20 protein-coding genes and 1 pseudogene are annotated in these 21,669 nt (G+C 63.3%); 18 read left to right on the forward strand and 3 right to left on the reverse strand.

Annotation, left to right across the window (positions count from 1 at the left end; all coding sequences use genetic code 11):
• The first annotated feature begins 95 nt into the window (after positions 1-95).
• The 11 genes from X728_RS149745 to X728_RS149695 all read left to right on the forward strand — a co-directional run bounded on the left by X728_RS149745 (position 96) and on the right by X728_RS149695 (position 11,482).
• Positions 96-1,907 (forward strand): DNA polymerase III subunit gamma/tau, encoded by a 1,812-nt coding sequence (locus X728_RS149745; RefSeq protein ID WP_023699443.1) that lies wholly within the window; start codon positions 96-98, stop codon positions 1,905-1,907.
• 31 nt (positions 1,908-1,938) lie between these two features.
• Positions 1,939-2,262 (forward strand): YbaB/EbfC family nucleoid-associated protein, encoded by a 324-nt coding sequence (locus X728_RS149740; RefSeq protein ID WP_023669519.1) that lies wholly within the window; start codon positions 1,939-1,941, stop codon positions 2,260-2,262.
• Positions 2,263-2,480: 218 nt separating this feature from the next.
• A complete protein-coding gene (locus X728_RS149735) occupies positions 2,481-3,449 on the forward strand; it encodes a cell wall hydrolase (RefSeq protein WP_023696746.1) in 969 nt (322 codons plus the stop codon).
• A 97-nt stretch (positions 3,450-3,546) separates the two neighbouring features.
• On the forward strand, positions 3,547-4,152 hold the full coding sequence (gene recR, locus X728_RS149730; protein ID WP_023696745.1) for a recombination mediator RecR: 606 nt from the start codon (positions 3,547-3,549) through the stop codon (positions 4,150-4,152).
• A gap of 194 nt (positions 4,153-4,346) precedes the next feature.
• Positions 4,347-5,624, forward strand: a complete 1,278-nt coding sequence (locus X728_RS149725; RefSeq protein ID WP_023696744.1) for a lytic murein transglycosylase — start codon at positions 4,347-4,349, stop codon at positions 5,622-5,624.
• 264 nt (positions 5,625-5,888) lie between these two features.
• Positions 5,889-7,532, forward strand: a complete 1,644-nt coding sequence (locus X728_RS149720; RefSeq protein ID WP_023682026.1) for an ABC transporter substrate-binding protein — start codon at positions 5,889-5,891, stop codon at positions 7,530-7,532.
• A gap of 19 nt (positions 7,533-7,551) precedes the next feature.
• On the forward strand, positions 7,552-8,619 hold the full coding sequence (locus X728_RS149715) for an ABC transporter permease (protein WP_023669524.1): 1,068 nt from the start codon (positions 7,552-7,554) through the stop codon (positions 8,617-8,619).
• On the forward strand, positions 8,616-9,536 hold the full coding sequence (nikC, locus tag X728_RS149710; protein WP_023831927.1) for a nickel transporter permease: 921 nt from the start codon (positions 8,616-8,618) through the stop codon (positions 9,534-9,536). Before X728_RS149715 ends, nikC begins: the two co-directional genes overlap by 4 nt.
• A gap of 10 nt (positions 9,537-9,546) precedes the next feature.
• Complete coding sequence (locus tag X728_RS149705) at positions 9,547-10,383, forward strand: ABC transporter ATP-binding protein (protein ID WP_023831928.1); 837 nt, start codon at positions 9,547-9,549, stop codon at positions 10,381-10,383.
• Positions 10,380-11,129 carry an ABC transporter ATP-binding protein gene (locus tag X728_RS149700; RefSeq protein WP_023688757.1) on the forward strand — a complete coding sequence of 250 codons (750 nt, stop codon included), beginning with the start codon at positions 10,380-10,382 and terminating at the stop codon, positions 11,127-11,129. Before X728_RS149705 ends, X728_RS149700 begins: the two co-directional genes overlap by 4 nt.
• 14 nt (positions 11,130-11,143) lie before the next feature.
• The gene (locus X728_RS149695; protein WP_023831929.1) at positions 11,144-11,482 is read left to right on the forward strand and encodes a DUF2185 domain-containing protein; all 339 of its coding nucleotides are present in this window, start codon (positions 11,144-11,146) and stop codon (positions 11,480-11,482) included.
• A gap of 10 nt (positions 11,483-11,492) precedes the next feature.
• Here X728_RS149695 and X728_RS149690 read toward each other — a convergent pair whose 3' ends face one another.
• Positions 11,493-11,930: an efflux RND transporter permease subunit gene (locus X728_RS149690; protein ID WP_023831930.1), complete on the reverse strand. Its 438-nt coding sequence runs from the start codon at positions 11,928-11,930 to the stop codon at positions 11,493-11,495.
• Complete coding sequence (locus tag X728_RS1000000170375; RefSeq protein WP_155923994.1) at positions 11,912-12,202, reverse strand: efflux RND transporter permease subunit; 291 nt, start codon at positions 12,200-12,202, stop codon at positions 11,912-11,914. The genes X728_RS149690 and X728_RS1000000170375 overlap by 19 nt, the downstream gene beginning before the upstream one ends.
• A 267-nt stretch (positions 12,203-12,469) precedes the next feature.
• Here X728_RS1000000170375 and X728_RS149680 point away from each other — a divergent pair, with 267 nt between their 5' ends.
• On the forward strand, positions 12,470-13,747 hold the full coding sequence (locus X728_RS149680) for a 4-aminobutyrate--2-oxoglutarate transaminase (RefSeq protein ID WP_023831932.1): 1,278 nt from the start codon (positions 12,470-12,472) through the stop codon (positions 13,745-13,747).
• A 122-nt stretch (positions 13,748-13,869) separates the two neighbouring features.
• On the opposite strand, the pseudogene X728_RS0135380 reads toward X728_RS149680, so the two are convergent.
• Positions 13,870-15,199, reverse strand: a pseudogene (locus X728_RS0135380) (FAD-dependent oxidoreductase).
• Between the two features lie 490 nt (positions 15,200-15,689).
• On the opposite strand from X728_RS0135380, the gene X728_RS149675 reads away from it, so the two are divergent.
• The 6 genes from X728_RS149675 to X728_RS149650 all read left to right on the forward strand — a co-directional run bounded on the left by X728_RS149675 (position 15,690) and on the right by X728_RS149650 (position 21,647).
• Entirely contained in the window at positions 15,690-16,982 is a 1,293-nt protein-coding gene (locus tag X728_RS149675; RefSeq protein WP_023755167.1) for an imelysin family protein, read from the forward strand.
• Between the two features lie 112 nt (positions 16,983-17,094).
• Positions 17,095-17,406 carry a (2Fe-2S)-binding protein gene (locus X728_RS149670; protein WP_023669536.1) on the forward strand — a complete coding sequence of 104 codons (312 nt, stop codon included), beginning with the start codon at positions 17,095-17,097 and terminating at the stop codon, positions 17,404-17,406.
• Positions 17,372-17,857, forward strand: coding sequence for a bacterioferritin (gene bfr / locus X728_RS149665; protein WP_023669537.1), 486 nt, complete (start codon positions 17,372-17,374; stop codon positions 17,855-17,857). The genes X728_RS149670 and bfr overlap by 35 nt, the downstream gene beginning before the upstream one ends.
• Before the next feature lie 12 nt (positions 17,858-17,869).
• A complete protein-coding gene (locus X728_RS149660) occupies positions 17,870-19,459 on the forward strand; it encodes a di-heme oxidoredictase family protein (RefSeq protein WP_023831933.1) in 1,590 nt (529 codons plus the stop codon).
• The gene (locus X728_RS149655; protein ID WP_023831934.1) at positions 19,459-20,538 is read left to right on the forward strand and encodes an imelysin family protein; all 1,080 of its coding nucleotides are present in this window, start codon (positions 19,459-19,461) and stop codon (positions 20,536-20,538) included. The genes X728_RS149660 and X728_RS149655 overlap by 1 nt, the downstream gene beginning before the upstream one ends.
• Positions 20,539-20,540: 2 nt before the next feature.
• Positions 20,541-21,647, forward strand: coding sequence for a DUF1513 domain-containing protein (locus tag X728_RS149650; RefSeq protein ID WP_023831935.1), 1,107 nt, complete (start codon positions 20,541-20,543; stop codon positions 21,645-21,647).
• Positions 21,648-21,669 lie beyond the last annotated feature (22 nt).

Genomic DNA, 21,669 nt, shown 5'->3' on the forward strand with positions numbered 1-21,669 from the left:
AAAGGGTAGAGCGGTTTGCCGTTTCAGAAAACGGTGAAACGATCTAGCAGGAATCGGCTACGCTGAGACGCGGCCTTTTGGAGCTTTACGGGCGAATGAGCGAAGCCGGAAATTCGGACCCCGAAAACCTGGAGAAGCAAAAGGCCGTCGCCTATCGCGTGCTGGCGCGCAAATATCGTCCGTCGAATTTCTCGGAACTGATCGGCCAGGAGCCGATGGTCCGCACTTTGACCAACGCTTTCTCCACAGGCCGCATCGCCCAGGCCTGGATGCTGACCGGCGTGCGCGGCGTCGGTAAGACCACGACGGCGCGCATCCTGGCGCGGGCGCTCAACTACAAGACGCCGACGGTCGACCATCCCTCGGTCGACCTCGCCCTCCTGGGCGAGCACTGCCAGGCGATCATGGAAGGCCGCCATGTCGACGTCATCGAGATGGACGCCGCGTCGCATACCGGCATCGACGACATCAGGGACATTATCGAGCGCGTGCGCTATGCCCCGGTGTCGGCGCGCTACAAAGTCTACATCATCGACGAAGTGCACATGCTCTCCACCCAGGCCTTCAACGGCCTGTTGAAGACGCTGGAAGAGCCGCCGCCGCACGTCAAATTCATCTTTGCCACCACCGAAATCCGCAAAGTGCCGATCACCGTGCTGTCGCGCTGCCAGCGTTTCGACCTGAGACGCATCGATGCCGGCGCGCTGGTCGCGCATCTCGCCTCCATTGCCGGCAAGGAAGGCATTTCGGTAGACGACGACGCGCTGGCGATGATCGCGCGCGCCGCCGAAGGCTCGGCCCGCGATTCGCTCTCCATCCTCGACCAGGCAATCGCCCATGGCGGCGGCGCCGTCAGCGCCGAAGCGGTGCGCGCCATGCTGGGTCTCGCCGACCGCGCCCGCATCGTCGACCTGTTCGAACATGTCATGAAAGGCGATGTGGCGGCCGCCCTTGCCGAATTCCGCAACCAGTACGACACCGGCGCCGATCCGGTTGCCGTGCTGACCGATCTGGCCGAATTCAACCACCTCGTCACCCGGCTGCGCTTCGTGCCGACGGCTGCCGACGACGCTTCCCTGTCCGAGGATGAGCGCCGCCGCGGCGCCGACTTCGCCAGCACGCTGTCGGTCAAGGTTCTGTCGCGAACCTGGCAGATGCTCTTGAAAGGCATTCCCGAGGTGCAGTCGTCCAACCGACCGGTCAGCGCCGGCGAGATGGTGCTGATCCGGCTGGCGCATGCCGCCGACCTGCCGACGCTGGACGAGGCGCTGAAATCTCTAGAGAGCGGCGCTCCGGCGTCCGGTGGTGCGTCACGCCCGAATGGTGCGCCGGTAAATGCCGGCAATGGCGGCGGCGCCAGCGCGGTAGCGCAGACCCGGATGCCGTCCGGGCCAGCCGGTGCGCAAACCATGCGATTGGTCGACGCGCCCCCGGTCGCCTTTGTCGCGCCTCCGCAGCCGGTCGTCGAGCCGCAATCGCCGCCGCTGAAATCGCTGGCCGATATTGTCGCTCTTGCCGACGCGCAGCGTGACATCGCCTTTAAGGTGCTGGTCAAGAGCTGTATTCGCCTGGTGCGCATCGAGCCCGGCCGTATCGACGTCGGCCTGACCGCCGATGCGCCCAAGATGCTGCTCAACGACTTGACGACGAAGCTGCGCGCCTGGACCGGCCGCAACTGGCTGGTGTCATTGTCGAAGGAAGAGGGCGGCCAAACGCTGGCCGAGATGGAATCGACCAGGCGCGAGACTGCTTTCTCCGACGCGAAAAGCGATCCGGCTGTGGCCGCCATCCTGGCGCGCTTTCCCGGCGCCAAGATCATCGACGTGCGCATTCCCGACGCGCCGGAAGTCGACACCGACAAGGCCGAAGCGCCGGTCGAGCCGCCGTCCGACGACGACGAAACCTGACCATAGCCACGAATCCGCAAAGGACCCGACCATGAAAGATCTTCTCGGCCTGATGGGCAAGGCGAAGGAAATGCAGGCCAAGTTCCAGGCCATGCAGGACGAGATCGCGACGATTGAAGCAAGCGGGCAGGCGGGCGGCGGGCTGGTCAATGTCACGCTGACCGGCAAGTTCGAAATGAAGTCGCTGAAGATCGATCCGTCGCTGTTCAAGGAGGACGAGGTCGAGATTCTCGAAGACCTGCTGCTGGCCGCTCACAATGACGCCAAAAATAAGGTCGAGCAGATTATGCAGGAGAAGACCAAGGCGCTGACGGCAGGCTTGCCGATCCCGCCCGGAATGAAATTGCCGTTCTGAGCCGGCTCCAACCAGTTAATTGATTATGAAGGGAAATCGGCTGCGGAGGCTGTTGTTAAGACTTTCTCCGGCTTTGCTCACGCGGACATATCCGGGCATTTATAAAGTTTTACCTATGCTGCACGAAAGCTAATCCTTTAGCCATCTTTTTGCCTTTAAGAGTCTCATTCTTGCCACATCTCGGGGCGGGCTGGCATCTGGACAATGAGGCATTTTTGTTGATCGCGACGCGATGGAAGACGCCGCTTCTGCTCGGCATCATCTTCTCCCCTATGTTCCTGGCCGGTTGCAGCCAGACCACGTCTTCGCACGGCCTGTCGGTCGCCAGTCTGACCGACGCCATCACGCCCAGCTTCCTTTCGACGCGCGCCTACCGCAACACGCCGAAGGAGAAGGAATGTCTGGAGCGGGCGATGTTCTTCGAGTCCAACCGCTCGAGCCGTGACGGCATGATCGCCGTCGGCACGGTGGTGATGAACCGGCTGCGCTCCGGCAATCATGGCAGCACCATTTGCCAAGTGGTTGGCGAACCGGGCCAGTTCGCGCCCGGCGTGATGACGCGGGCGATGAATTCGAAAGCGATGCCCGATGTCGAGGAGGCCGCCGATGCGGTGCTCAAGGGCGAGCGCAAGGCCAAGCTGAAAAACACGATGTACTTCCACACCGCCGGCCTGAGGTTCCCCTACAAGAACATGCATTACACCATGGTTGCCGGCGGCAACGCCTTCTACGAGAAGCGCGGTCGCAACTGGCAGCCGCTGCCGGATGAATCCACGACCATGGTTGCCTCGGCGCAGCCGCGCGCGCCTGTGCCTGAAGCGCCGGTGCAGGTTGCCTACGCCGAGCCGGTGGTGAAGACCATTGTCCGTCCAGATCCTGCCAAGCAGGCCGCGGCGGTTCGCGCAGCCAAGGCGACACGTGCCCCGGCCGAGCAGACCTATGTGACGGCTTCCGCGGCGCCCGCCAAGAGCGCCCGCGTCGCCGCCAAGCAGACGGAGGTGGCGATGCAGGAGCCGATGGCCGAGCCCGATGCCTCGCGTTTCGGCGGCACGCTGAACGCCCGCCACATCACCTCGGTTCCATCGGCAACGCAGGAAGCGTCGATGGGCTTCCAGTCGACGCCTGAGAATACCGACGCTATCGGCGCGATGATTATCGACCAGACCCGGCCAGCGTCAGCTTACTGACGCCAAAAACAGTTTCCAAGCCCGCCATGGCAGCATGGCGGGCTCGGTGCGTATGCGGCATGTTTCAAAGCGCGCGGAAAAATCCTAGATCAGTGCGATGTCGAAGCGAATCGCCGGTCCCGAGATCGAACGCCTGATCCAGCTCCTGGCCAAGGTGCCGGGGCTAGGGCCGCGTTCGGCCAGGCGTGCGGCACTGCACCTCATCAAGAAGAAGGAGCAGCTTTTGTCGCCGCTCGCCGCCGCCATGGCTGAAGCCGCCGACAAGGTGCGCATCTGCACGACCTGCGGCAACGTCGATACCTCCGACCCTTGCATGATCTGCACCGATCCGCGCCGCGATGCCTCGACGCTGATCGTCGTCGAGGATGTCTCCGACCTCTGGGCGCTGGAGCGGGCGGCGGCCATGAATGTGCGCTACCACGTGCTCGGCGGCACGCTATCGCCGCTCGACGGCATCGGCCCCGACCAGCTCAATGTCCGCTCGCTGGTCGACCGCGTCGCCGGCGGCGAGGTGAAGGAGGTGATCCTCGCCGTCAACGCCACGGTCGAGGGCCAGACGACGGCGCATTATCTCACCGACCAGCTCTCGGGTTTCGAGATCAAGGTCACCAGACTTGCGCATGGCGTGCCGGTCGGCGGCGAACTCGACTATCTGGATGAGGGGACGCTGGCGGCGGCCTTGCGCTCGCGGACGGCGTTTTGACGCAATTGGCGGGCAGGATGTGCGACATGAAAGCTTCGCATTCTTCGAGGTTTGCGCCAAACACCCCCCTCTGTCCTGCCGGACATCTCCCCCTCAAGGGGGGAGATCAGCAGCTTCTCGGGCGGCATTCTTCTTTCAACGCTGGTGGTTGGCGAAAACCGAAGCGACAGCCAATCTCCCCCCTTGAGGGGGAGATGTCCGGCAGGACAGAGGGGGGCGCGACAGAACGCGGATCTTTTGGATTGGCGCTCGTTGCGCTTCTCGCATCCCTCGTTGCCCTGCTTTTTGTAGCCCCCGCCTCCGCCGCCAAAATCGACGACCAGTTCCGCGCCTGGCTGAAAACCGATCTCTGGCCGGAAGCCCAGACCAAAGGCATCTCCAAATCCACCTTCGACGCCGCTTTCGACGGCGTGAAGCCGAACCTCAAATTGCCCGACCTCGTCCTGCCCGGCGAGAAACCCAAAACTCCGCAAAAACAGCATCAGGCCGAGTTCGGTTCGCCCGGCGCCTATTTCGCCGAAAAGACGGTGCGCGCCGTCACGTCAGGTGGGCGCACGCGCGAGGCGGCCAACGCCAAGACGCTGGCTGCGATCGAAAAGCGCTACGGTGTCCCGGGCGAGATACTGTTGGCGATCTGGGGCCGCGAGACCGGCTTCGGCGCGGCGAAAATGCCCTACGACGCCTTCGAGGTTCTCGGCACCAAGGCGTTCATGTCGACCAAGAAGGACTTCTTCCGCACCGAGGTACTGGCGGCGCTCGAGATCGTCGAGCATGGGTTGGCGCCGGTCGGCGCCATGAAATCGTCCTGGGCCGGCGCGCTCGGCCAGCCGCAATTCATGCCGACCTCGTTCCTGAAGCACGCCGTCGACTACGACGGTGATGGGCACCCGGACATCTGGAATTCGACGCCGGACGTGCTGGCCTCGATCGCCAACTATCTCGTCCACTATGGCTGGGTGAAGGGGCGTGGCTGGGGTTTCGAGGTGACGGTTCCGGAAAGCGTTTCCTGCTCGCTCGAAGGTCCCGACCAGGGCAAGAAGATCTCAGCCTGGGCGGCGATGGGAATCAGCCGCGTCGGCGGCAAAGCCTTTCCGGCCAACGAACCGAAGGCGGAAGGGTTCCTTTTGATGCCGGCCGGACGCAGCGGTCCGGCCTTCATCGCCACGACAAATTTCTACGTGCTGAAGCAATACAACACCAGCGACCTCTACGCCCTGTTCATCGGCCATGGCGCTGACCGCATCGCCCATGGCGATGCTGATTTCGTCGGCAGCTGGGGTGCGGTCGGCGGCCTGCATCGTTCCGACATCGCCGCGCTGCAACGGGCGCTGGAGGCCAAGGGCTACGATGTCGGCAGCGCCGACGGCCTGCCCGGCTTCAAGACCCGCCGCTCGATCGGCAGCTGGCAGGAAAAGAACGGCCGCCCCGCCACCTGCTTCCCCGACGCCGATCTGGTTGCTGCCATCAAGTAACACCGAAAAGAGCAGATTTTTCCCCATCGGCGGCTGCAATTGGCTCGCCCATGCTTCGACGCGCACAGCATATTCCGGTCCAGTATGCCGGCTCGCAAAAATGCCCGTTGCCGGTTGGAGGGCTGCCGGATAGGGTGTTGACCAACTGGAAAAAAATCAACACGGTATGGGGTCTAACGGTCGTCCTCCGGCCGCGAAAAAGATTACTGCAGCCCTGAGCCGGGAACTCGGGGTCAACAATCAACAAAACAGGGAACAATCATCATGATGATGGAAAAGTTTGCTCTACGTTCGCGCGTCTGGCTCGCAGGTGCTGCCATGTCCGCTCTGCTCATTGGCGTCGCGCCGGCCTTTGCCGTGACCCCCGCCGACACGCTGGTCGAAGGTTTTGCCATCGACGACATCATCTCCATGGATCCGGGCGAGGCGTTCGAACTGTCGACCGCCGAAGTCACCGGCAACACCTATGATCTGCTGGTCCGCCTCGACCTCAGCGACACCTCCAAGGTCAAGGGCGACCTTGCCGAGAGCTGGACCGTCTCCGACGACGGCCTGGTCTATACGTTCAAGCTCAAGCCCGGCCTAAAGTTCGCTTCGGGCAATCCACTGACGGCCGCCGATGTCGCCTATTCCTTCGAGCGCGCCATCAAGCTGGATAAGCCGCCGGCATTCATCATCAACCAGTTCGGCATCAGCGGCGACAATGTTGCCGACAAGGCCAAGGCCGTCGACGATACCACCTTCCAGTTCACCGTCGACAAGGCCTATGCGCCGAGCTTCGTGTTAAACTGCCTGTCGGCAACGGTCGCTTCGGTCGTCGACGCAAAGCTGGTCAAGGAACATGTCGCCGCGGTGACGCCGAGTGCCGACTACAAATGGGACAACGATTTCGGCAACGCCTTCCTGAAGACCGGTTATGCCGGCTCCGGCGCCTACAAGCTGCGCGAATGGCGGGCCAATGAGGTCGTCGTGCTGGAGCGCAACGACAATTACAATGGCGAGAAGGCCAAGCTCGCCCGCGTCATCTACCGCAACATGAAGGAAAGCTCGGCACAGCGCCTGGCGCTCGAAGCAGGCGACATCGACGTTGCCCGCAACCTCGAGCCGAACGATCTCGACGCCATCGCCAAGAATGCCGATCTCACCACGACCAGCGCGCCGAAGGGCACGGTCTTTTACATCAGTCTCAACCAGAAGAATCCGAACCTCGCCAAGCCCGAGGTTCGCCAGGCGTTCAAATATCTGGTCGACTACGATGCGCTGAGCACGACCATCCTCAAGGGCATTGGCGAGATTCACCAGACCTTCCTGCCCAAGGGCGTGCTGGGCGAACTGGACGAAAATCCGTTCAAGTTCGACGTCGCCAAAGCCAAGGAACTGCTGACCAAGGCCGGCCTGGCCGACGGCTTCAGCGTAACCATGGACGTACGCACGGGACAGCCGACAACGGGCATGGCGGAATCGATCCAGCAGACGCTTGGCCAAGCCGGCATCAAGCTGGAAATTATCCCGGGCGACGGCAAGCAGACGCTGACCAAATACCGCGCCCGCAATCATGACATCTATATCGGCCAGTGGGGCCAGGACTATTTCGATCCGAACTCCAACGCCCAGACCTTTGCCTCAAACCCGGACAATTCGGATGAAGGCAAGACCAAGACGCTGGCCTGGCGCAATGCCTGGGACATCCCGGACCTGACAAAGCAGACCGAAGCAGCCTTGCTGGAGAAGGATGCCGGCAAGCGCGCCGATATGTACAAGAGTCTTGAAAAGACGATCCTCGACACCAGCCCCTTCGTCATCATCCACCAGCAATTGGAAGTGGCAGGCCTGCGCAAAAACCTGAAAGGCTTTGCGCTCGGTCCGAGCTTCGACACCAACTTCGTCGGCCCGGTCTCCAAGGAATAGCGCCGGCGGACGCGCCCTGATGAGCGCGATTGAAAACCAGGCGACGGCGGGGCAGGGAAGCGCCCGCGCCGTCGCTATCTTGTTGGCGATCGGCCGCTTCCTGGTCATCGCCGTCACCACCTATCTCGGCCTGCTCGCGGTGACCTTTTTCATCGGCCGCGTCATCCCGATCGATCCGGTGCTGGCGGTGCTCGGCGACCGCGCACCGGCCAATGTCGTCGAGCGCACCCGCCGCGAGATGGGGCTCGATCTTCCGTTGATCGAGCAATTCTATATCTATCTCAAGCATGCGCTGAACGGTGATTTCGGCACCTCTGTGCTGACCACCAATCCTGTGATGACCGACATCCGCCGTGCCTTTCCGGCAACGATCGAACTGGCGACTTTGGGCACTCTGATAGGCTCGTTGATCGGCGTGCCGCTCGGCGTGCTGGCAGCGGTAAAACGCGGCAGTCTCATCGACCAGATCGTTCGCATTGTCGGCCTGATTGGCTATTCCGTGCCTATCTTCTGGATCGGGCTTTTGGGGCTTGTCCTGTTCTACGCCAAGCTCCAATGGGTGGCTTTTCCTGGCCGCCTCGACATCGTCTACGAGTACACATTCACACCGATCACCGGCTTCTACCTGCTCGACGCCGCGCTGCAGGGCCAGTGGGATGTCTTCTACGACGCTTACCGCCACATCATCCTGCCGGCAGGGCTGCTGGGCTATTTCTCGCTCGCCTATATCAGCCGAATGACGCGCTCCTTCATGCTGAATGAGCTGTCGCAGGAATACATCGTCGCCGCGCGCGCCAAGGGCCTGTCTGAAACGCGAATCATCTGGGGCCATGCGCTGCGCAACGCCGCGGTGCCGATGGTCACGGTGATCGCGCTGTCCTATGCCGGGCTGCTCGAAGGTTCGGTGCTGACCGAGACGGTGTTCTCCTGGCCCGGCATCGGCCTCTACATCACCAATTCGCTGCAGAACGCCGACATGAACGCCGTGCTCGGCGGCACCATCGTCATCGGTTCGGTGTTCATCGGCATCAATCTCCTGTCCGACGTTCTCTACAAGGTGCTCGATCCGAGGACGAAGACAGGATGAGCGCCGAAGCAATCCAAACGCGCCGCGATTGGCTGCTCAGCGATCGGCCGGCCTCGCGCATGCAGGCACGGCTCGGCCGCGCCTACGTCGCTTGGCGGCGCTTTTCCGCCAACCGGCTGGCGTTTCTCGGCCTGCTCATCATCATCGCGCTGCTGCTGGTCGCCGCCTTTGCCGATGTGCTGGCGCCCTATTCGCCGACCATCGGCGATCTCAAGAATGCCCGGCTTTTGGCGCCGAGTGCGGCGCATTGGTTCGGCACCGACGATCTCGGCCGCGATATCTATTCGCGCATTCTTTTCGGCTCACGCTGGACTCTCTATGTCGTCATTCTCGTCGCCGTCATAGCGGCCCCCATCGGCCTTTTGGTCGGCACCGTCGCCGGCTATGCCGGCGGCTGGACCGATGCCATTCTGATGCGCATTACCGACATCTTCCTCGCCTTCCCCAAGCTGATCCTGGCGCTGGCCTTTGTCGCGGCCCTTGGCCCCGGCATCGAAAACGCGGTGATGGCCATCGCCATCACCTCGTGGCCGCCTTACGCCCGAATTGCCCGCGCCGAAACGATGACCGTGCGCAATTCCGATTACATCAAGGCGGTGCAATTGATGGGCGCCTCGCCGTTCCGCATCGTGCTGCGCCACATCATGCCGCTCTGCATCTCTTCGCTCATCATCCGGGTGACGCTCGACATGGCCGGCATCATCCTCACCGCCGCCGGCCTCGGCTTCCTCGGCCTCGGCGCCCAGCCGCCGCTGCCGGAATGGGGCACGATGATCGCGTCCGGCCGCCGCTTCGTGCTCGACCAATGGTGGGTGGCCGGCGCGCCGGGCTTCGCCATCCTCATCGTCAGCCTCGGCTTCAACCTGCTTGGCGACGGCCTGCGCGATGCGCTCGATCCCCGGAGTGGCGACCAATGAGCGGTGACCAATGAGTGGCGCACTTCTCGATGTCGACGACCTGCGCGTCGATTTCCCGACTCGGACCGGCCTCATCCAGGCGGTGCGCGGCGTCACTTTTTCGCTCGGCCGAGAGCGGCTGGGCATTGTCGGCGAAAGCGGTTCCGGCAAGTCGCAGACCGGCCGCGCCATCATGGGGCTGACGCCGCCGCAGGCTCTGGTGTCGGCCAAGAAGCTTGCCTTGGACGGCATCGATCTTTTGGACATACCGGCCCGTCAGCGCCGGGCGCTGCGCGGCAAACGCATCGCCATGATCCTGCAGGATCCGAAATATTCGCTCGACCCCGTGATGAGCATCGGCCGCCAGATCGTCGAGACGCTGCGCACGCATGAAAAGGTCTCCAAGGCCGAAGCGCGCGAGCGGGCGCTGGCCATGCTGGAAGCTGTGCAGATCCGCGATCCCTCGCGTGTCTTCGACCTGCATCCGCACGAGGTGTCCGGCGGGATGGGCCAGCGCGCCATGATCGCAATGATGCTGATCGCCGGACCGGAACTGATGATCGCCGACGAGCCGACCTCGGCGCTCGACGTCACCGTTCAGCTCGATGTGCTCGGCATCCTCGACCGCTTGGTCAGTGAGCGCGGCATGGGTCTGATCTTCATCTCGCACGATCTGCGGCTGGTCGCCTCCTTCTGCGACCGCGTCATCGTCATGTATGCCGGCAAGGTGGTCGAGCAGCTCAAGGCGTCGGAGCTGCGCGACGCCCAGCATCCCTACACGCGCGGCCTGCTCAACTGCATGCCCAGGATCGGTTACGAACGCCACCCGCTGCCGGTGCTCGACCGCAAGCCGGAGTGGGCGGCATGACGCCAGCCATTTCGATTGAAGGGCTGGAGGTGGTGTTCGACCGTTTTCGCGCGCTGAAAGGGGCGAACCTCGAGGTGAAGTCCGGCGAATCCTTCGGCCTGGTCGGCGAGAGCGGTTCCGGCAAGTCGACGCTGCTCAAAGCCATTGCCGGCCTGGTGCCGGCCAAATCCGGCACTATCACGGTCAACGGCAAGACGCTGGGAGCGCGCCGCGACAAGGCTTTTTATCGCGAAGTGCAGATGGTCTTCCAGGACCCGTATGGTTCGCTGCACCCGCGCCAGACCGTCGACCGCCTGCTGCAGGAACCGCTCGCCATTCACGGCTTTGCCGATGGCGAGCAACGCATCCAGCGCGCCCTTGACGAGGTCGGATTAGGCAACGGTTTCCGTTTCCGCTACGCGCACCAGCTCTCCGGAGGTCAGCGTCAGCGCGTGGCGATCGCGCGGGCGCTCATCCTCGAACCGTCGATACTGCTGCTCGACGAACCGACATCGGCGCTCGACGCTTCGGTGCAGGCCGAAGTGCTCAACCTGCTCGAAGAAATTCGCCGGCGGCGCAAGCTGACCTTCCTGATGGTCAGCCACGACCTCGCCATCATCACCCATATGTGCGAGCGCCTGATGGTGATGCAGAATGGCGAAGCGGTGGAAAATCTCACCGCGGGCCAGCTGATCGGGCATCGGGTGGAGAAGGATTATACGCGCAATCTGTTGAGGGCGAGCGAGGGGTTTGTGCGGACCGCTTGAATCTGGGGTTTCCTATGGCGGAATGGAAGTTCGAAGACCCACCCAACGTCGCGGTGTGGTCGGACACAAGCATATTTAAACGTGGTGACTGGATCGCATACGTTGTGCACGAAGCTGATGACGACGATAACCACAACGATGAGGGTGGCAGTTGGCAATTTCATAGCAGCGACAAGAAAAATCGAGATGAACCCGAGATAATGCTCGTCAGCCTCCAGAATGTGGTTCAGCGGGATGAGAGCATCCTGGAATTGGCCGATTTGCCAAAAGGCTGGCATGCTTGGCGCGATTCAAAATTGTCGCCCTGGCAGCGCGCTAAATCACTCCCTGTACCCTCCAACGACAACGAGTGATGCAGCAGGGCTAAGTCGAGCTTTGCGCCAGTTCGCCGTTCTCCGGAACAGATGGTTCGTCCCCCTGCTTAGGCTCCTTGATCCTGAACCACGTCACATAAAGCGCCGGCAGGAATAGCAGCGTGATCGCCGTGCCGGCGATGATGCCGCCCATCATGGCGTAGGCCACCGGGCCCCAGAACACTTCGCGCGCGATCGGGATCAGCGCCAGGCTGGCGGCCGCGGCCGTCAGCGCGATCGGCCGCATGCGGTGCTCGGTCGCTTCGATACGGCTTCCCAGCGGTCTTGGCCCTCGGCCACCAGATCCTTGATCTGCACGATCAGGATCACCTGAGTTGCGGATCAGGATGCCGATCAGCGCCAGGACGCCCAGAATGGCGACGAAGCCGAGCGGTGCGCCGCTCGGCACCAGGGCCGCGACCACGCCGATCAGGCCGAGCGGCGCCACCGCACCACCAGGAACAGGCGCTGAAAACTTTGCAACTGGATCATCAGGATGGTCGCCATCACGAACAGCATCAGCGGCACCACCGCTGCGATCGGTCCCTGGCTTTTTGCGCTTTCTTCGACCGAGCCGGCGGTTGCAACGGAATAGCGGGCGGCAGTTTGGCGATGAAGGCGTCGACCGACGGCTTCATCAATTCGTTGACGACGGTGGCCGGCAGCACGTCGCCAACGAGGCCCGCGCGAACGGTGATCGTCGGGATGCGGTTGCGCCACCACACAGTCGGCTGTTCGAGGTCGTAGCGGAAGTCGCCGCTGCCGCGAGCGGGATCGCTTCGCCGTTCCCGGTGACGGGTGAGCTGTCACGGACTGCCCCGTACGTGTATCGGTCGGCTGGTTAAGACCGGTCGTCGAAGTGGCCCGCATCGACGACAGGCCCAATCGCCCGGCGGCGGTGCCAACTTGAGGAAAACGTGAAATAAGGTCAGAAGAGGCCTTGGCATTCATCTAACGAGAACGGGCGTCGGCCCGATGAGGGACGAAATGAAGAACGCAGCCATTTCCGAGCGCAAGAACCAGTCGATCTCGCGCGGCGTCGGCATGACGACGCAGATCTATGCCGACCGCGCCGAGAATTCGGAGATCTGGGATGTAGAAGGCCGCCGATTCATCGATTTCTCCTCGGGCATCGCCGTCGTCAACACCGGCCACCGCCATCCCAGGGTGATCGAGGCGGTCAAGGCACAGCTCGACCGCTTCACCCATACCTGCCACCAGGTCGTGCCCTATGAGAGCTATGTGCGGCTGGCCGAACGGCTGAACGGCATGCTGCCCGGCAAGTTCGAGAAGAAGACCATCTTCGTCACCACGGGCGCTGAAGCCGTCGAGAACGCCATCAAGATCGCCCGCAACGCCACTGGCCGCCAAGCCGTCATCGCCTTTGCCGGCGGCTTCCACGGCCGCACCTTCATGGGCATGGCGCTGACCGGCAAGGTCGTGCCCTACAAGGTCGGCTTCGGCGCCATGCCGGGCGACGTCTACCACGCGCCGTTTCCGGTGCCGCTGCACGGCGTGTCTACAGCCGATTCGCTGGCCGCACTCGACAAACTGTTCAAGGCCGATGTCGATCCGGCTCGCGTTGCCGCCATCATCATCGAGCCGGTCCAGGGCGAGGGCGGCTTCTACGACGCGCCGCGCGAATTCCTGACGGCGCTGCGCAAGCTCTGCGACCAGCACGGCATGCTGCTGATCGCCGATGAGGTGCAGACCGGCTTTGCCCGCACCGGCAAGATGTTCGCCATGGATCATCATGAGGTCGCGGCCGACATTACCACCATGGCGAAAAGCCTGGCCGGCGGCTTCCCGCTGGCGGCGGTCACCGGCCGCGCCGAGATCATGGATGCGCCCGGTCCTGGCGGGCTCGGCGGCACCTATGGCGGCAGCCCGATCGGTGTCGCCGCGGCACACGCCGTGCTCGACGTAATCGAGGACGAAAAGCTGTGCGACCGCGCCAATACGCTGGGCGCCCGGCTGAAACAGCGGCTGCAGTCGATCCGCGACGATGTGCCCGAGATTGTCGACATCAGGGGTCTCGGCTTCATGAACGCGGTCGAGTTCAACGACGTCAAGAAGGGCCTGCCGTCGGCCGAGATCGCCAATGCGATCCGGCTGAAGGCGCTCGACAAGGGGCTGATCCTGCTGACCTGCGGCGTCTACGGCAACGTCATCCGTTTCCTGGCTCCGATCACCATCCAGGACAATGTCATGAACGAGGCGCTCGACATTCTGGAAAGCTCGATCCGCGAAGTCTGCGCTGCCTAGCGCAAAACCCTACCTCCCCCTTGTGGGGAGGTCGGACCGCAGGTCCGGGTGGGGGGCCTCGCGCCGACCCCAACCCCGCTGCTTCGCAGCGACCCTCCCCACAAGGGGGAGGGTAAGTGCGTCTAGCCCGCAGCCCGTGCCGGCTCATCCTGCTGGAACGCGGCCAGCGCCGCCTTCAGCCCGTCAGGTCCCTCAGCAATCGTCTGCGCCATCGGCGAAAACCCGGCCCCGAGCATTTTTCGGCCCAGCATATGGTCGCCCGGCCTGTTGACGGATTCGATGCCGAGCAGCCGGCTTCCAGCATAGTGGTAGATCGAGAACTTGTTCTCAGCGAGGTCGCCCAGCACGACATGGCTGTCGCCGCCCGAGGTCAGCCCGACCATCTGCAGTTTCATGTCGCCGATGTCAGACCAGAACCACGGCACCGCCGCATAGGCGTCCGTATGGCCGGTGATCGTGCGTGCGGCAAGCCGCGCCTGGTCGGTGGCGTTCTGCACGGATTCCAGCCGCACGTCGCCGCCGGTCGACCAGTGGCGGTAGGAAGCGGCGTCGCCGATGGCCAGAATATCAGGCACTGAGGTGCGCATCTGTTGGTCGACGCGGATGCCATTGGCGACAGTCAGTCCGGCAGCCTGCGCAAGTTCGACATTCGGCACGGCGCCGATGCCGACGATGACCATGCGCGCGAGCAGCCTTTCGCCGGTGGAGGTGATGGCGGCGCAGACATGGCCGTTTTCGCCTTCCAACCTGGCAATGGTGGTGCCGGTGAGGATACGCACGCCGATCGCCTCCAGCCGCTGGCGGACATGGCTCGCCACCACCGGCGCTACCGCCCGGCCAAGCAGCCGGTCGACGGCCTCGACCACGATGACATTGCGGCCGGCGGCCCTCAGCGTTGCCGCGATCTCCAGCCCGATGAAGCCGCCGCCGAGGATGACCACGTCTTCGCTTTGGGCGCTGAGCGCGCGGATCAGCCGCGCATCGGCGATCGAGCGCAGCGACAGCACGCCCGAGAGGTCGGCGCCCGGCAGCGGCAGAAGCCGCGGCCGCGAACCGGTGGCCAGGATGAGCCGGTCGAACGGCAGCACGCCGCCGCCCGCTACCTCCAGCTTGCAGCCTGCCGTATCGAGGCTGTCTATTCGGATGCCCGGCCTGAAGTCGATGGCGCTGCCGGTGTAAAAGGCCTCGCCGCGCAAGGGTTGCGGCTTGGCATCGGCGTCCTTGATGAAGGTCTTCGACAGCGGCGGCTTGTGATAGGGCAGATCGGTTTCGTCGCCGATCAGTATGACAGGCCCGTCATANGAAGGTCTTCGACAGCGGCGGCTTGTGATAGGGCAGATCGGTTTCGTCGCCGATCAGTATGACAGGCCCGTCATAGCCTTCCTCGCGCAGGCTGGCGGCCGCTTGCACGCCCGCATGACCCGCACCGACAATGACGACCCCGTTCTTCATCGCAACCCGAATTCCTGTTTCAAATCTGGAGCATGATGCCGAAAAGTGTGAAGCGGTTTTCGGACAACATCATGCTTTGATTGTGAGCCGTTCCGCCAGATGGCGATTGTCTGCCGCCGTCGCAAGAGCCCCGGTCCGGGTCGCACCCGGAACGGTCGCTTGTCAATCGCGGCGTCTCTCACCTTGGCTGCTGGCTACGATTTAAAGTTGATAGTGCTAGTTTAGAATAATTCTAAACTGTTGTTTCAATTGGATTTTCCAGGGTTGACCAGTTGACTTCCGGCCTCGCCATCGTTTTATGGAGGCTCGCGCGTCAGCGCATCCCTTTGATGTTTGGGCCTTGAACCCGTTCGATTGGAGGCATTTGGTGTCTTTCTCCCGTGAGCCGCAGAGCGGCGCGGCATCTGTGGTGTCCTACGGCATGCCTATGTCCCGGCACCGTTTGGCACGCGCGCCTTTTACCGAATCCCCTTTCAACTGGAGAATGATGATGACAGCGCGATATGGCGGCAGGCTGGCCGCGATCGGTGCCACGGCTATGTTGACGGCGGCGGTTTTCATCCTGCCGGCCAAAGCGGCGGAGATCGATGCCAAGGCGGTCATCAAGACCTATTCCGACATCGCGCTGGCCAAGTACGAGGATTCGCTGACCACGGCGCAGGCGCTCGACAAGGCTGTCGACGCGCTGCTTGCCAACCCGTCGGCGGACACGCTGAATGCCGCCCGCGATGCCTGGAAGGCGTCGCGCGTGCCCTACCAGCAGACCGAGGTCTACCGCTTCGGCAACAAGATCGTCGACGACTGGGAAGGCAAGGTGAACTCCTGGCCGCTGGACGAAGGGCTGATCGACTACGTCGCCAAGAGCTACGGCACCGAGTCCGACGCCAACGCGCTCTACACCGCCAATGTCATCGCCAACAAGGAAATCGACATCAACGGCAAGAAGGTCGACGCCTCCAGGCTGACGCCGGAATTCCTCTCCGGCACGCTGCAGGAGGCCGGCGGCATCGAGGCCAATGTCGCCACCGGTTATCACGCCATCGAATTCCTGCTCTGGGGCCAGGATTTGCACGGCACCGGCCCGGGCGCCGGCGAGCGTCCGTACACCGACTACGACCTCAAGAACTGCACCGGCGGCAATTGCGATCGCCGGGCCGAGTATCTGAAGTCGGCCAGCGATCTTCTGGTCTCCGACCTGCAGGAGATGGTCGGCAACTGGAAGGAAGACGGCGCCGCCCGCAAGAACCTCGTCGATGGCCAGCCGAACACCGCTATCTCGGTGATTTTCACCGGCATGGGCTCGCTGTCCTACGGCGAACTGGCCGGGGAGCGCATGAAACTCGGCCTGCTGCTGCACGATCCCGAAGAGGAGCACGACTGCTTCTCGGATAATACCTACAACTCGCATCTCTATGACGCCATCGGCATCCGCGCCGCCTATCTCGCCAGCTACACGCGCATCGACGGCACCGTCGTTTCAGGCCCGTCGGTGCACGATATGGTCAAGGCGGCCGATCCGGCGATCGACAAGGAACTGTCCGACAAGCTCGATGTCTCGGTCGCCAAGATGGAGGCGATCAAGGCGCGGGGAGTGGCCGGCGAGGCCTACGACCAGCAGATCGCCGAGGGCAACACCGAAGGCAATGCTACCGTGCAGGCGGCAATCGACGCGCTGGTCGACCAGACCAAGTCGATCGAACGCGCCGTCGGCGCGCTGAAGCTGAACAACATAGCCTTCGAGGGGTCCGACAGCCTCGACGCACCGGACAAGGTGTTCAAGTAGCCGCGAGCATGACCCCGAAAAGTGGAAGCCGGTTTTCGGAAAAGGTCATGCTCAACTAAGACGTACCACCAGCCAAACGGCGCGGAGGGGCGCCGTCAGCCAGAGCCAATCCATGCTGATCTGCCATTGCAACATCATCACCGAAAAGGAGATTGAGCAGACGATCGTCGATCTGCTGGATCAGGACCCCTGGCAACTGATCGTGCCGGCGAAGGTCTATCACACGATGCAAAAGCGCGGTCGCTGTTGCGGCTGCTTCCCAAATGTGGTCGAAACGATCATTCGGGTCACCGAAAATTACCACACCCGTTCGGAGGCGAGCGGCGTGGACATCGTTTCACACCTGGATCGCGTCAGAGGCCTGCGCGTCCAATATGGGAGCAGAATCCATGAAAGGCGAACCGCAGATCATCGAGCGGCTTAACGAGGCTCTGTTCCTGGAGCTTGGCGCCGTCAATCAATACTGGGTACATTTCCGCCTGCTCGAAGATTGGGGATATGCCAAGCTGGCAAAGAAGGAACGCGCCGAATCGATCGAGGAGATGCACCATGCCGACCGGCTGGTGGCCCGTATCATCTTCCTCGAAGGGCATCCCAATTTGCAGTCCGTGGCGCCGTTGCGCATCGGCCAGAACGTCAAGGAAGTGCTCGAATCCGATCTCGCCGGCGAATATGACGCACGCACCGCCTACAAGCGTTCGCGCGAGATCTGCAACGAAGCCGGCGACTACGTGACGATGAAGCTGTTCGAGGAATTGCTGGCGGATGAGGAAGGTCACATCGACTTCCTCGAGACGCAGCTCGACCTCCTTGCCTCGATCGGCGAGGAAAAATACGGCCAGCTCAACGCCGCATCGGCGGACGAGGCGGAATAGGACCATGCAGGAATGCGGCGCCCCATAGATATTCTGCGCCGCTTGCGGCGGGCCGCCGGCCCGCTGCTCCTCAAAAACCCGCGATATCAGGCCTTTCGCGGGCTTTCGGTTGTAACCCTGGCGGCAATTTTGGCCCCGGCCCTGGCCGGATCGTCGGAACCGGTCGGCCTCGCCACGAGCCGCACCGACCTGACGCCGAAGGACCAGGCCCGCGTCCTTGCCGTTACCAGGCCAACCCAGGATTTCTCCAAGCCCGAATCCTTCGAAACGATGCAAGGCGGCGCCGGCACGTCGCGCAAGCAGGTCGACCGCGACGCCTTCTCGCAACCCTCTGAAAACATTACCTTCGAGGAACAGGGCAATTTCAAGCTCGGCAATGCGCTTTTCCGCAAGAACTGGGTGTCGTCGCCATCCTCGACCCAGGCCTCGGACGGTCTCGGACCCCTGTTCAACGAGCGCGCCTGCCAGAATTGCCATTTGAAGGATGGCCGCGGCCGCCCGCCGGCCGCCGACAGCCGCACCACGTCGATGTTCCTGCGGCTAGCGCGCGATGCGAGCACGGCCGAGGAAAAGACCGAGATCGCCGCGCACAAGGTGCTGAACTTCCCCGATCCGGTCTACGGCGCGCAGTTGCAGGAACTGGCAGTGCCCGGCCTCAAGGGCGAAGGCCGCATGTATGTCGATTATCGCGAGGAAAAGGTCACGCTCGGCGACGGTAGCATCGTTTCGCTGCGCAAGCCGAGCTATTCGGTCGACGGGCTTGGCTACGGCCCGCTTGACCCGCGCACCACGCTGTCGCCACGTCTGACCCCGCCCATGATCGGCCTTGGCCTGATCGAACAGATCGCGCCGGCCGACATCCTTGCCCATGCCGATCCCGACGACCGCGACGGCGTTTCCGGCAAGCCCAACATGGTGCGTGACCTCAGCAGCGGGCAATTGACGCTTGGCCGCTTCGGTTGGAAGGCGCAGACCGCATCGATCCGCCAGCAGGCGGCGGACGCCTTTGCCGGCGATATCGGCATTTCGACGCCGGAAGAGCCCAGCCACTGGGGCGATTGCACCGCAGCCGAAGAGGCCTGCTTAGCCATGCCCAATGGCGTGCAGAAGCGGCTCGGCCCGGTCGAGGCGCCACCACCGGTGATGGACCTCGTCACCTTCTATTCACAGAACCTTGCGGTGCCGGCGCGGCGCGATGTCGGCGCACCCGCCGCGCTCGCCGGCAAGAAGCTGTTCTACGAGATGGGCTGCATTGCCTGCCATACGCCGAAATTCGTCACCATGCGCGGGAACAAGGCGCAGGCGTTCCAACTGATCTGGCCCTATTCCGACTTTCTGCTGCACGACATGGGGCCTGGCCTTGCCGACGGCCAGGCGGTGGGCGATGCCACGGGCAGTGAATGGCGCACCCCGCCGCTATGGGGCATCGGCCTGACAAAGACCGTCAACGGCAACGCTTTCTTCCTGCATGACGGGCGTGCGCGCACGCTTACCGAAGCGATCCTGTGGCATGGCGGCGAGGGGCAGAAGGCGCGCGATCGCTTTGCCGCCGCCAATACGGCCGACCGCGATGCTCTCATCAAATTCCTGGAGTCATTCTGATGCTCAAGCGGGTTTTGCCTGTTCTACTCCTCCCATTGGCTCTGTTCGGTGCGTCCCCGGCATCGGCCTCGGTGAAAGCCTCCGATGTCATTCAAAGAGCGATCGACGGATTTGTCCACCCCGCCTATGCCAGCCTGCATGGCCATGCCGGCACCTTGGCGAAGGCCATGGACGCGCTCTGCCAGGCGCCGTCGCAGGGCAACCTCGATGCCGCGCATGCCGGATTCTCGGCCACGGTCGCAGCCTGGTCGTCGGCTGAAATCATCGGCTTCGGGCCAATCAAGGAGAACAACCGGCTGGAGCGCATGCTCTACTGGCCGGACCGAAAGAGCATCGGCCTGAAGCAGGTGCAGGCGGCGCTGGCCGGCAAGGATCCGACCGCCACCGATCCGGCGCAGCTGGCGGGCAAGAGTGTCGCGATGCAGGGATTAGGGGCGCTTGAGTTCGTGCTTTACGGCGACGGCGCCGAGACGCTCGTCGGCAAGGACGAGCCCTATCGCTGCGCCTATGGCGCGGCAGTCGCCAAGAACATCGAGACCATGGCGGCCGATGTCGACGCGGCCTGGAAAAAACCGGACGGTTTTGCAGCCTTGTGGGCTAATCCCGGACCCGACAATGCGCTTTACCGCGACGGCACCGAAGCGGTGACCGAACTGGTCGGCGTCTTCATCAACGAGCTGGAAATGCTCCGCGACGTGCGCCTCAAAGGTTTTCTCGGCGCCAAACCGCAGGGTGACAAGCCGAGGCAAGCGATCTACTGGCGCTCGCAAAACACCGGCCTTTCATTAGCCGGCAACCTCTCCGGCATTGATGCGCTGTTCCAGGCCTCGAAGCTCGGCGACGCGCTACCCGAGGATAGCAGATGGATGGCGGAATCCATCCATATCCAGCTCATCAATGGCGTTGCCACTGCCAAATCCATCCAGGGTCCGATCGACAAGACGCTGGCCGATCCCGCGGAGCGCGGAAAACTCGAACATTTCGCGCTGATCACCTCCAGCCTGTCGGGCTTGATCGGCACCCGGCTAACCGCCGAGTTCGGCCTGACCGCCGGCTTCTCCTCGCTCGACGGAGACTGATCATGAGGACGCCGCTGATCGACCGCCGCGATTTTCTCAGGGCTGCCGGCGCCGGCTTCGTCGCGGCAATGGCGCCGCGGGCCTGGGCGGACACGCCCGCCGCCGATGCCGTCTTTGCCACCGCCTTCGTCAAGCGTGACGGCAGCTTTGGCGCCGCTGTGTTGTCGGACGACGGCAAAGTACTGCATGCCATCGATCTGCCCGACCGTGGCCACGATGTCACCTTCGATCCGGTATCGAAGCGCTCCGTGGTCTTCGCCAGGCAGCCCGGCACCTTCGCCGTGGTCTTCGACCACACCGGCCGCGAGGCGCCGCAGACCATCGCCAGCATCACCGGCCGGCATTTCTTCGGCCATGGTATGTTTTCCGCAGACGGCGCGCTGCTTTACGCCACCGAGAATGACTTCGACAATGCCGCCGGCGTCGTCGGGATCTACGACGCACGGGCCAAGTTCAGCCGCATAGGCGAGTTTCCGACCTATGGCATGGGGCCGCATGATCTCTTGCTGCTCGGAGACGGCCGGACGATCGCCATCGCCAATGGCGGCATCGAGACCCATCCCGACTATGGCCGCGCCGAGCTCAACATCGCCACCATGAAGCCGTCCTATGTGCTGGTCGATCGCACAACCGGCGATCTCATCGAAAAGCACGAACTGCCGCCGGCTCTGCACCAGCTGTCGATTCGCCACATGGATGCCGACCCCACAGGCACCATCTGGTTCGGCTGCCAGTACCGCGGGCCGGGCACCGAGCGGCCACCGCTGGTCGGCCGCGCCACGCGCGGCAAGGGGCTGCAGCTGCTCGACATGCCGCGGGACGTGCTATCCGGCTTCCGGAATTACATCGGCTCGGTCGCCGCCAACCCGATTGCCGGCACGGTCGCGGTGTCTTCGCCGGAAGGCAATTCGCTGGCCGTCATCGACGCCGCCAGCGGCAAGATCGTCGCCACCAAGGCGCTGGTCGAGGTCTGCGGCCTGGCGCCCGACGGCCCGGGCTTCATGGCAACCACGGGTGCCGGCGAAATCATCGAAGGCAGCGGCGCGACGCGCTCCGAGCCCGACTATGTCTGGGACAACCACATGCTGCGCATCGCGCCGGCGGCGTAAGCCGTCCGGCCTGCACCGAAGC

The organism is Mesorhizobium sp. L103C119B0, from assembly GCF_000502235.1.
In the GTDB taxonomy this organism is placed as follows: domain Bacteria; phylum Pseudomonadota; class Alphaproteobacteria; order Rhizobiales; family Rhizobiaceae; genus Mesorhizobium.

Bases quoted from the DNA above. Each gene is read 5' to 3' on its own strand.
- X728_RS149745 (WP_023699443.1), top strand. From the start codon at position 96: ATGAGCGAAGCCGGAAATTCGGACCCCGAAAACCTGGAGAAGCAAAAG.
- X728_RS149740 (WP_023669519.1), top strand. From the start codon at position 1,939: ATGAAAGATCTTCTCGGCCTGATGGGCAAGGCGAAGGAAATGCAGGCC.
- recR (WP_023696745.1), top strand. From the start codon at position 3,547: ATGTCGAAGCGAATCGCCGGTCCCGAGATCGAACGCCTGATCCAGCTC.
- X728_RS149725 (WP_023696744.1), top strand. From the start codon at position 4,347: ATGTCCGGCAGGACAGAGGGGGGCGCGACAGAACGCGGATCTTTTGGA.
- X728_RS149720 (WP_023682026.1), top strand. From the start codon at position 5,889: ATGATGATGGAAAAGTTTGCTCTACGTTCGCGCGTCTGGCTCGCAGGT.
- X728_RS149715 (WP_023669524.1), top strand. From the start codon at position 7,552: ATGAGCGCGATTGAAAACCAGGCGACGGCGGGGCAGGGAAGCGCCCGC.
- nikC (WP_023831927.1), top strand. From the start codon at position 8,616: ATGAGCGCCGAAGCAATCCAAACGCGCCGCGATTGGCTGCTCAGCGAT.
- X728_RS149705 (WP_023831928.1), top strand. From the start codon at position 9,547: ATGAGTGGCGCACTTCTCGATGTCGACGACCTGCGCGTCGATTTCCCG.
- X728_RS149700 (WP_023688757.1), top strand. From the start codon at position 10,380: ATGACGCCAGCCATTTCGATTGAAGGGCTGGAGGTGGTGTTCGACCGT.
- X728_RS149695 (WP_023831929.1), top strand. From the start codon at position 11,144: ATGGCGGAATGGAAGTTCGAAGACCCACCCAACGTCGCGGTGTGGTCG.
- X728_RS149680 (WP_023831932.1), top strand. From the start codon at position 12,470: ATGAAGAACGCAGCCATTTCCGAGCGCAAGAACCAGTCGATCTCGCGC.
- X728_RS149675 (WP_023755167.1), top strand. From the start codon at position 15,690: ATGACAGCGCGATATGGCGGCAGGCTGGCCGCGATCGGTGCCACGGCT.
- X728_RS149670 (WP_023669536.1), top strand. From the start codon at position 17,095: ATGCTGATCTGCCATTGCAACATCATCACCGAAAAGGAGATTGAGCAG.
- bfr (WP_023669537.1), top strand. From the start codon at position 17,372: ATGAAAGGCGAACCGCAGATCATCGAGCGGCTTAACGAGGCTCTGTTC.
- X728_RS149660 (WP_023831933.1), top strand. From the start codon at position 17,870: ATGCGGCGCCCCATAGATATTCTGCGCCGCTTGCGGCGGGCCGCCGGC.
- X728_RS149655 (WP_023831934.1), top strand. From the start codon at position 19,459: ATGCTCAAGCGGGTTTTGCCTGTTCTACTCCTCCCATTGGCTCTGTTC.
- X728_RS149650 (WP_023831935.1), top strand. From the start codon at position 20,541: ATGAGGACGCCGCTGATCGACCGCCGCGATTTTCTCAGGGCTGCCGGC.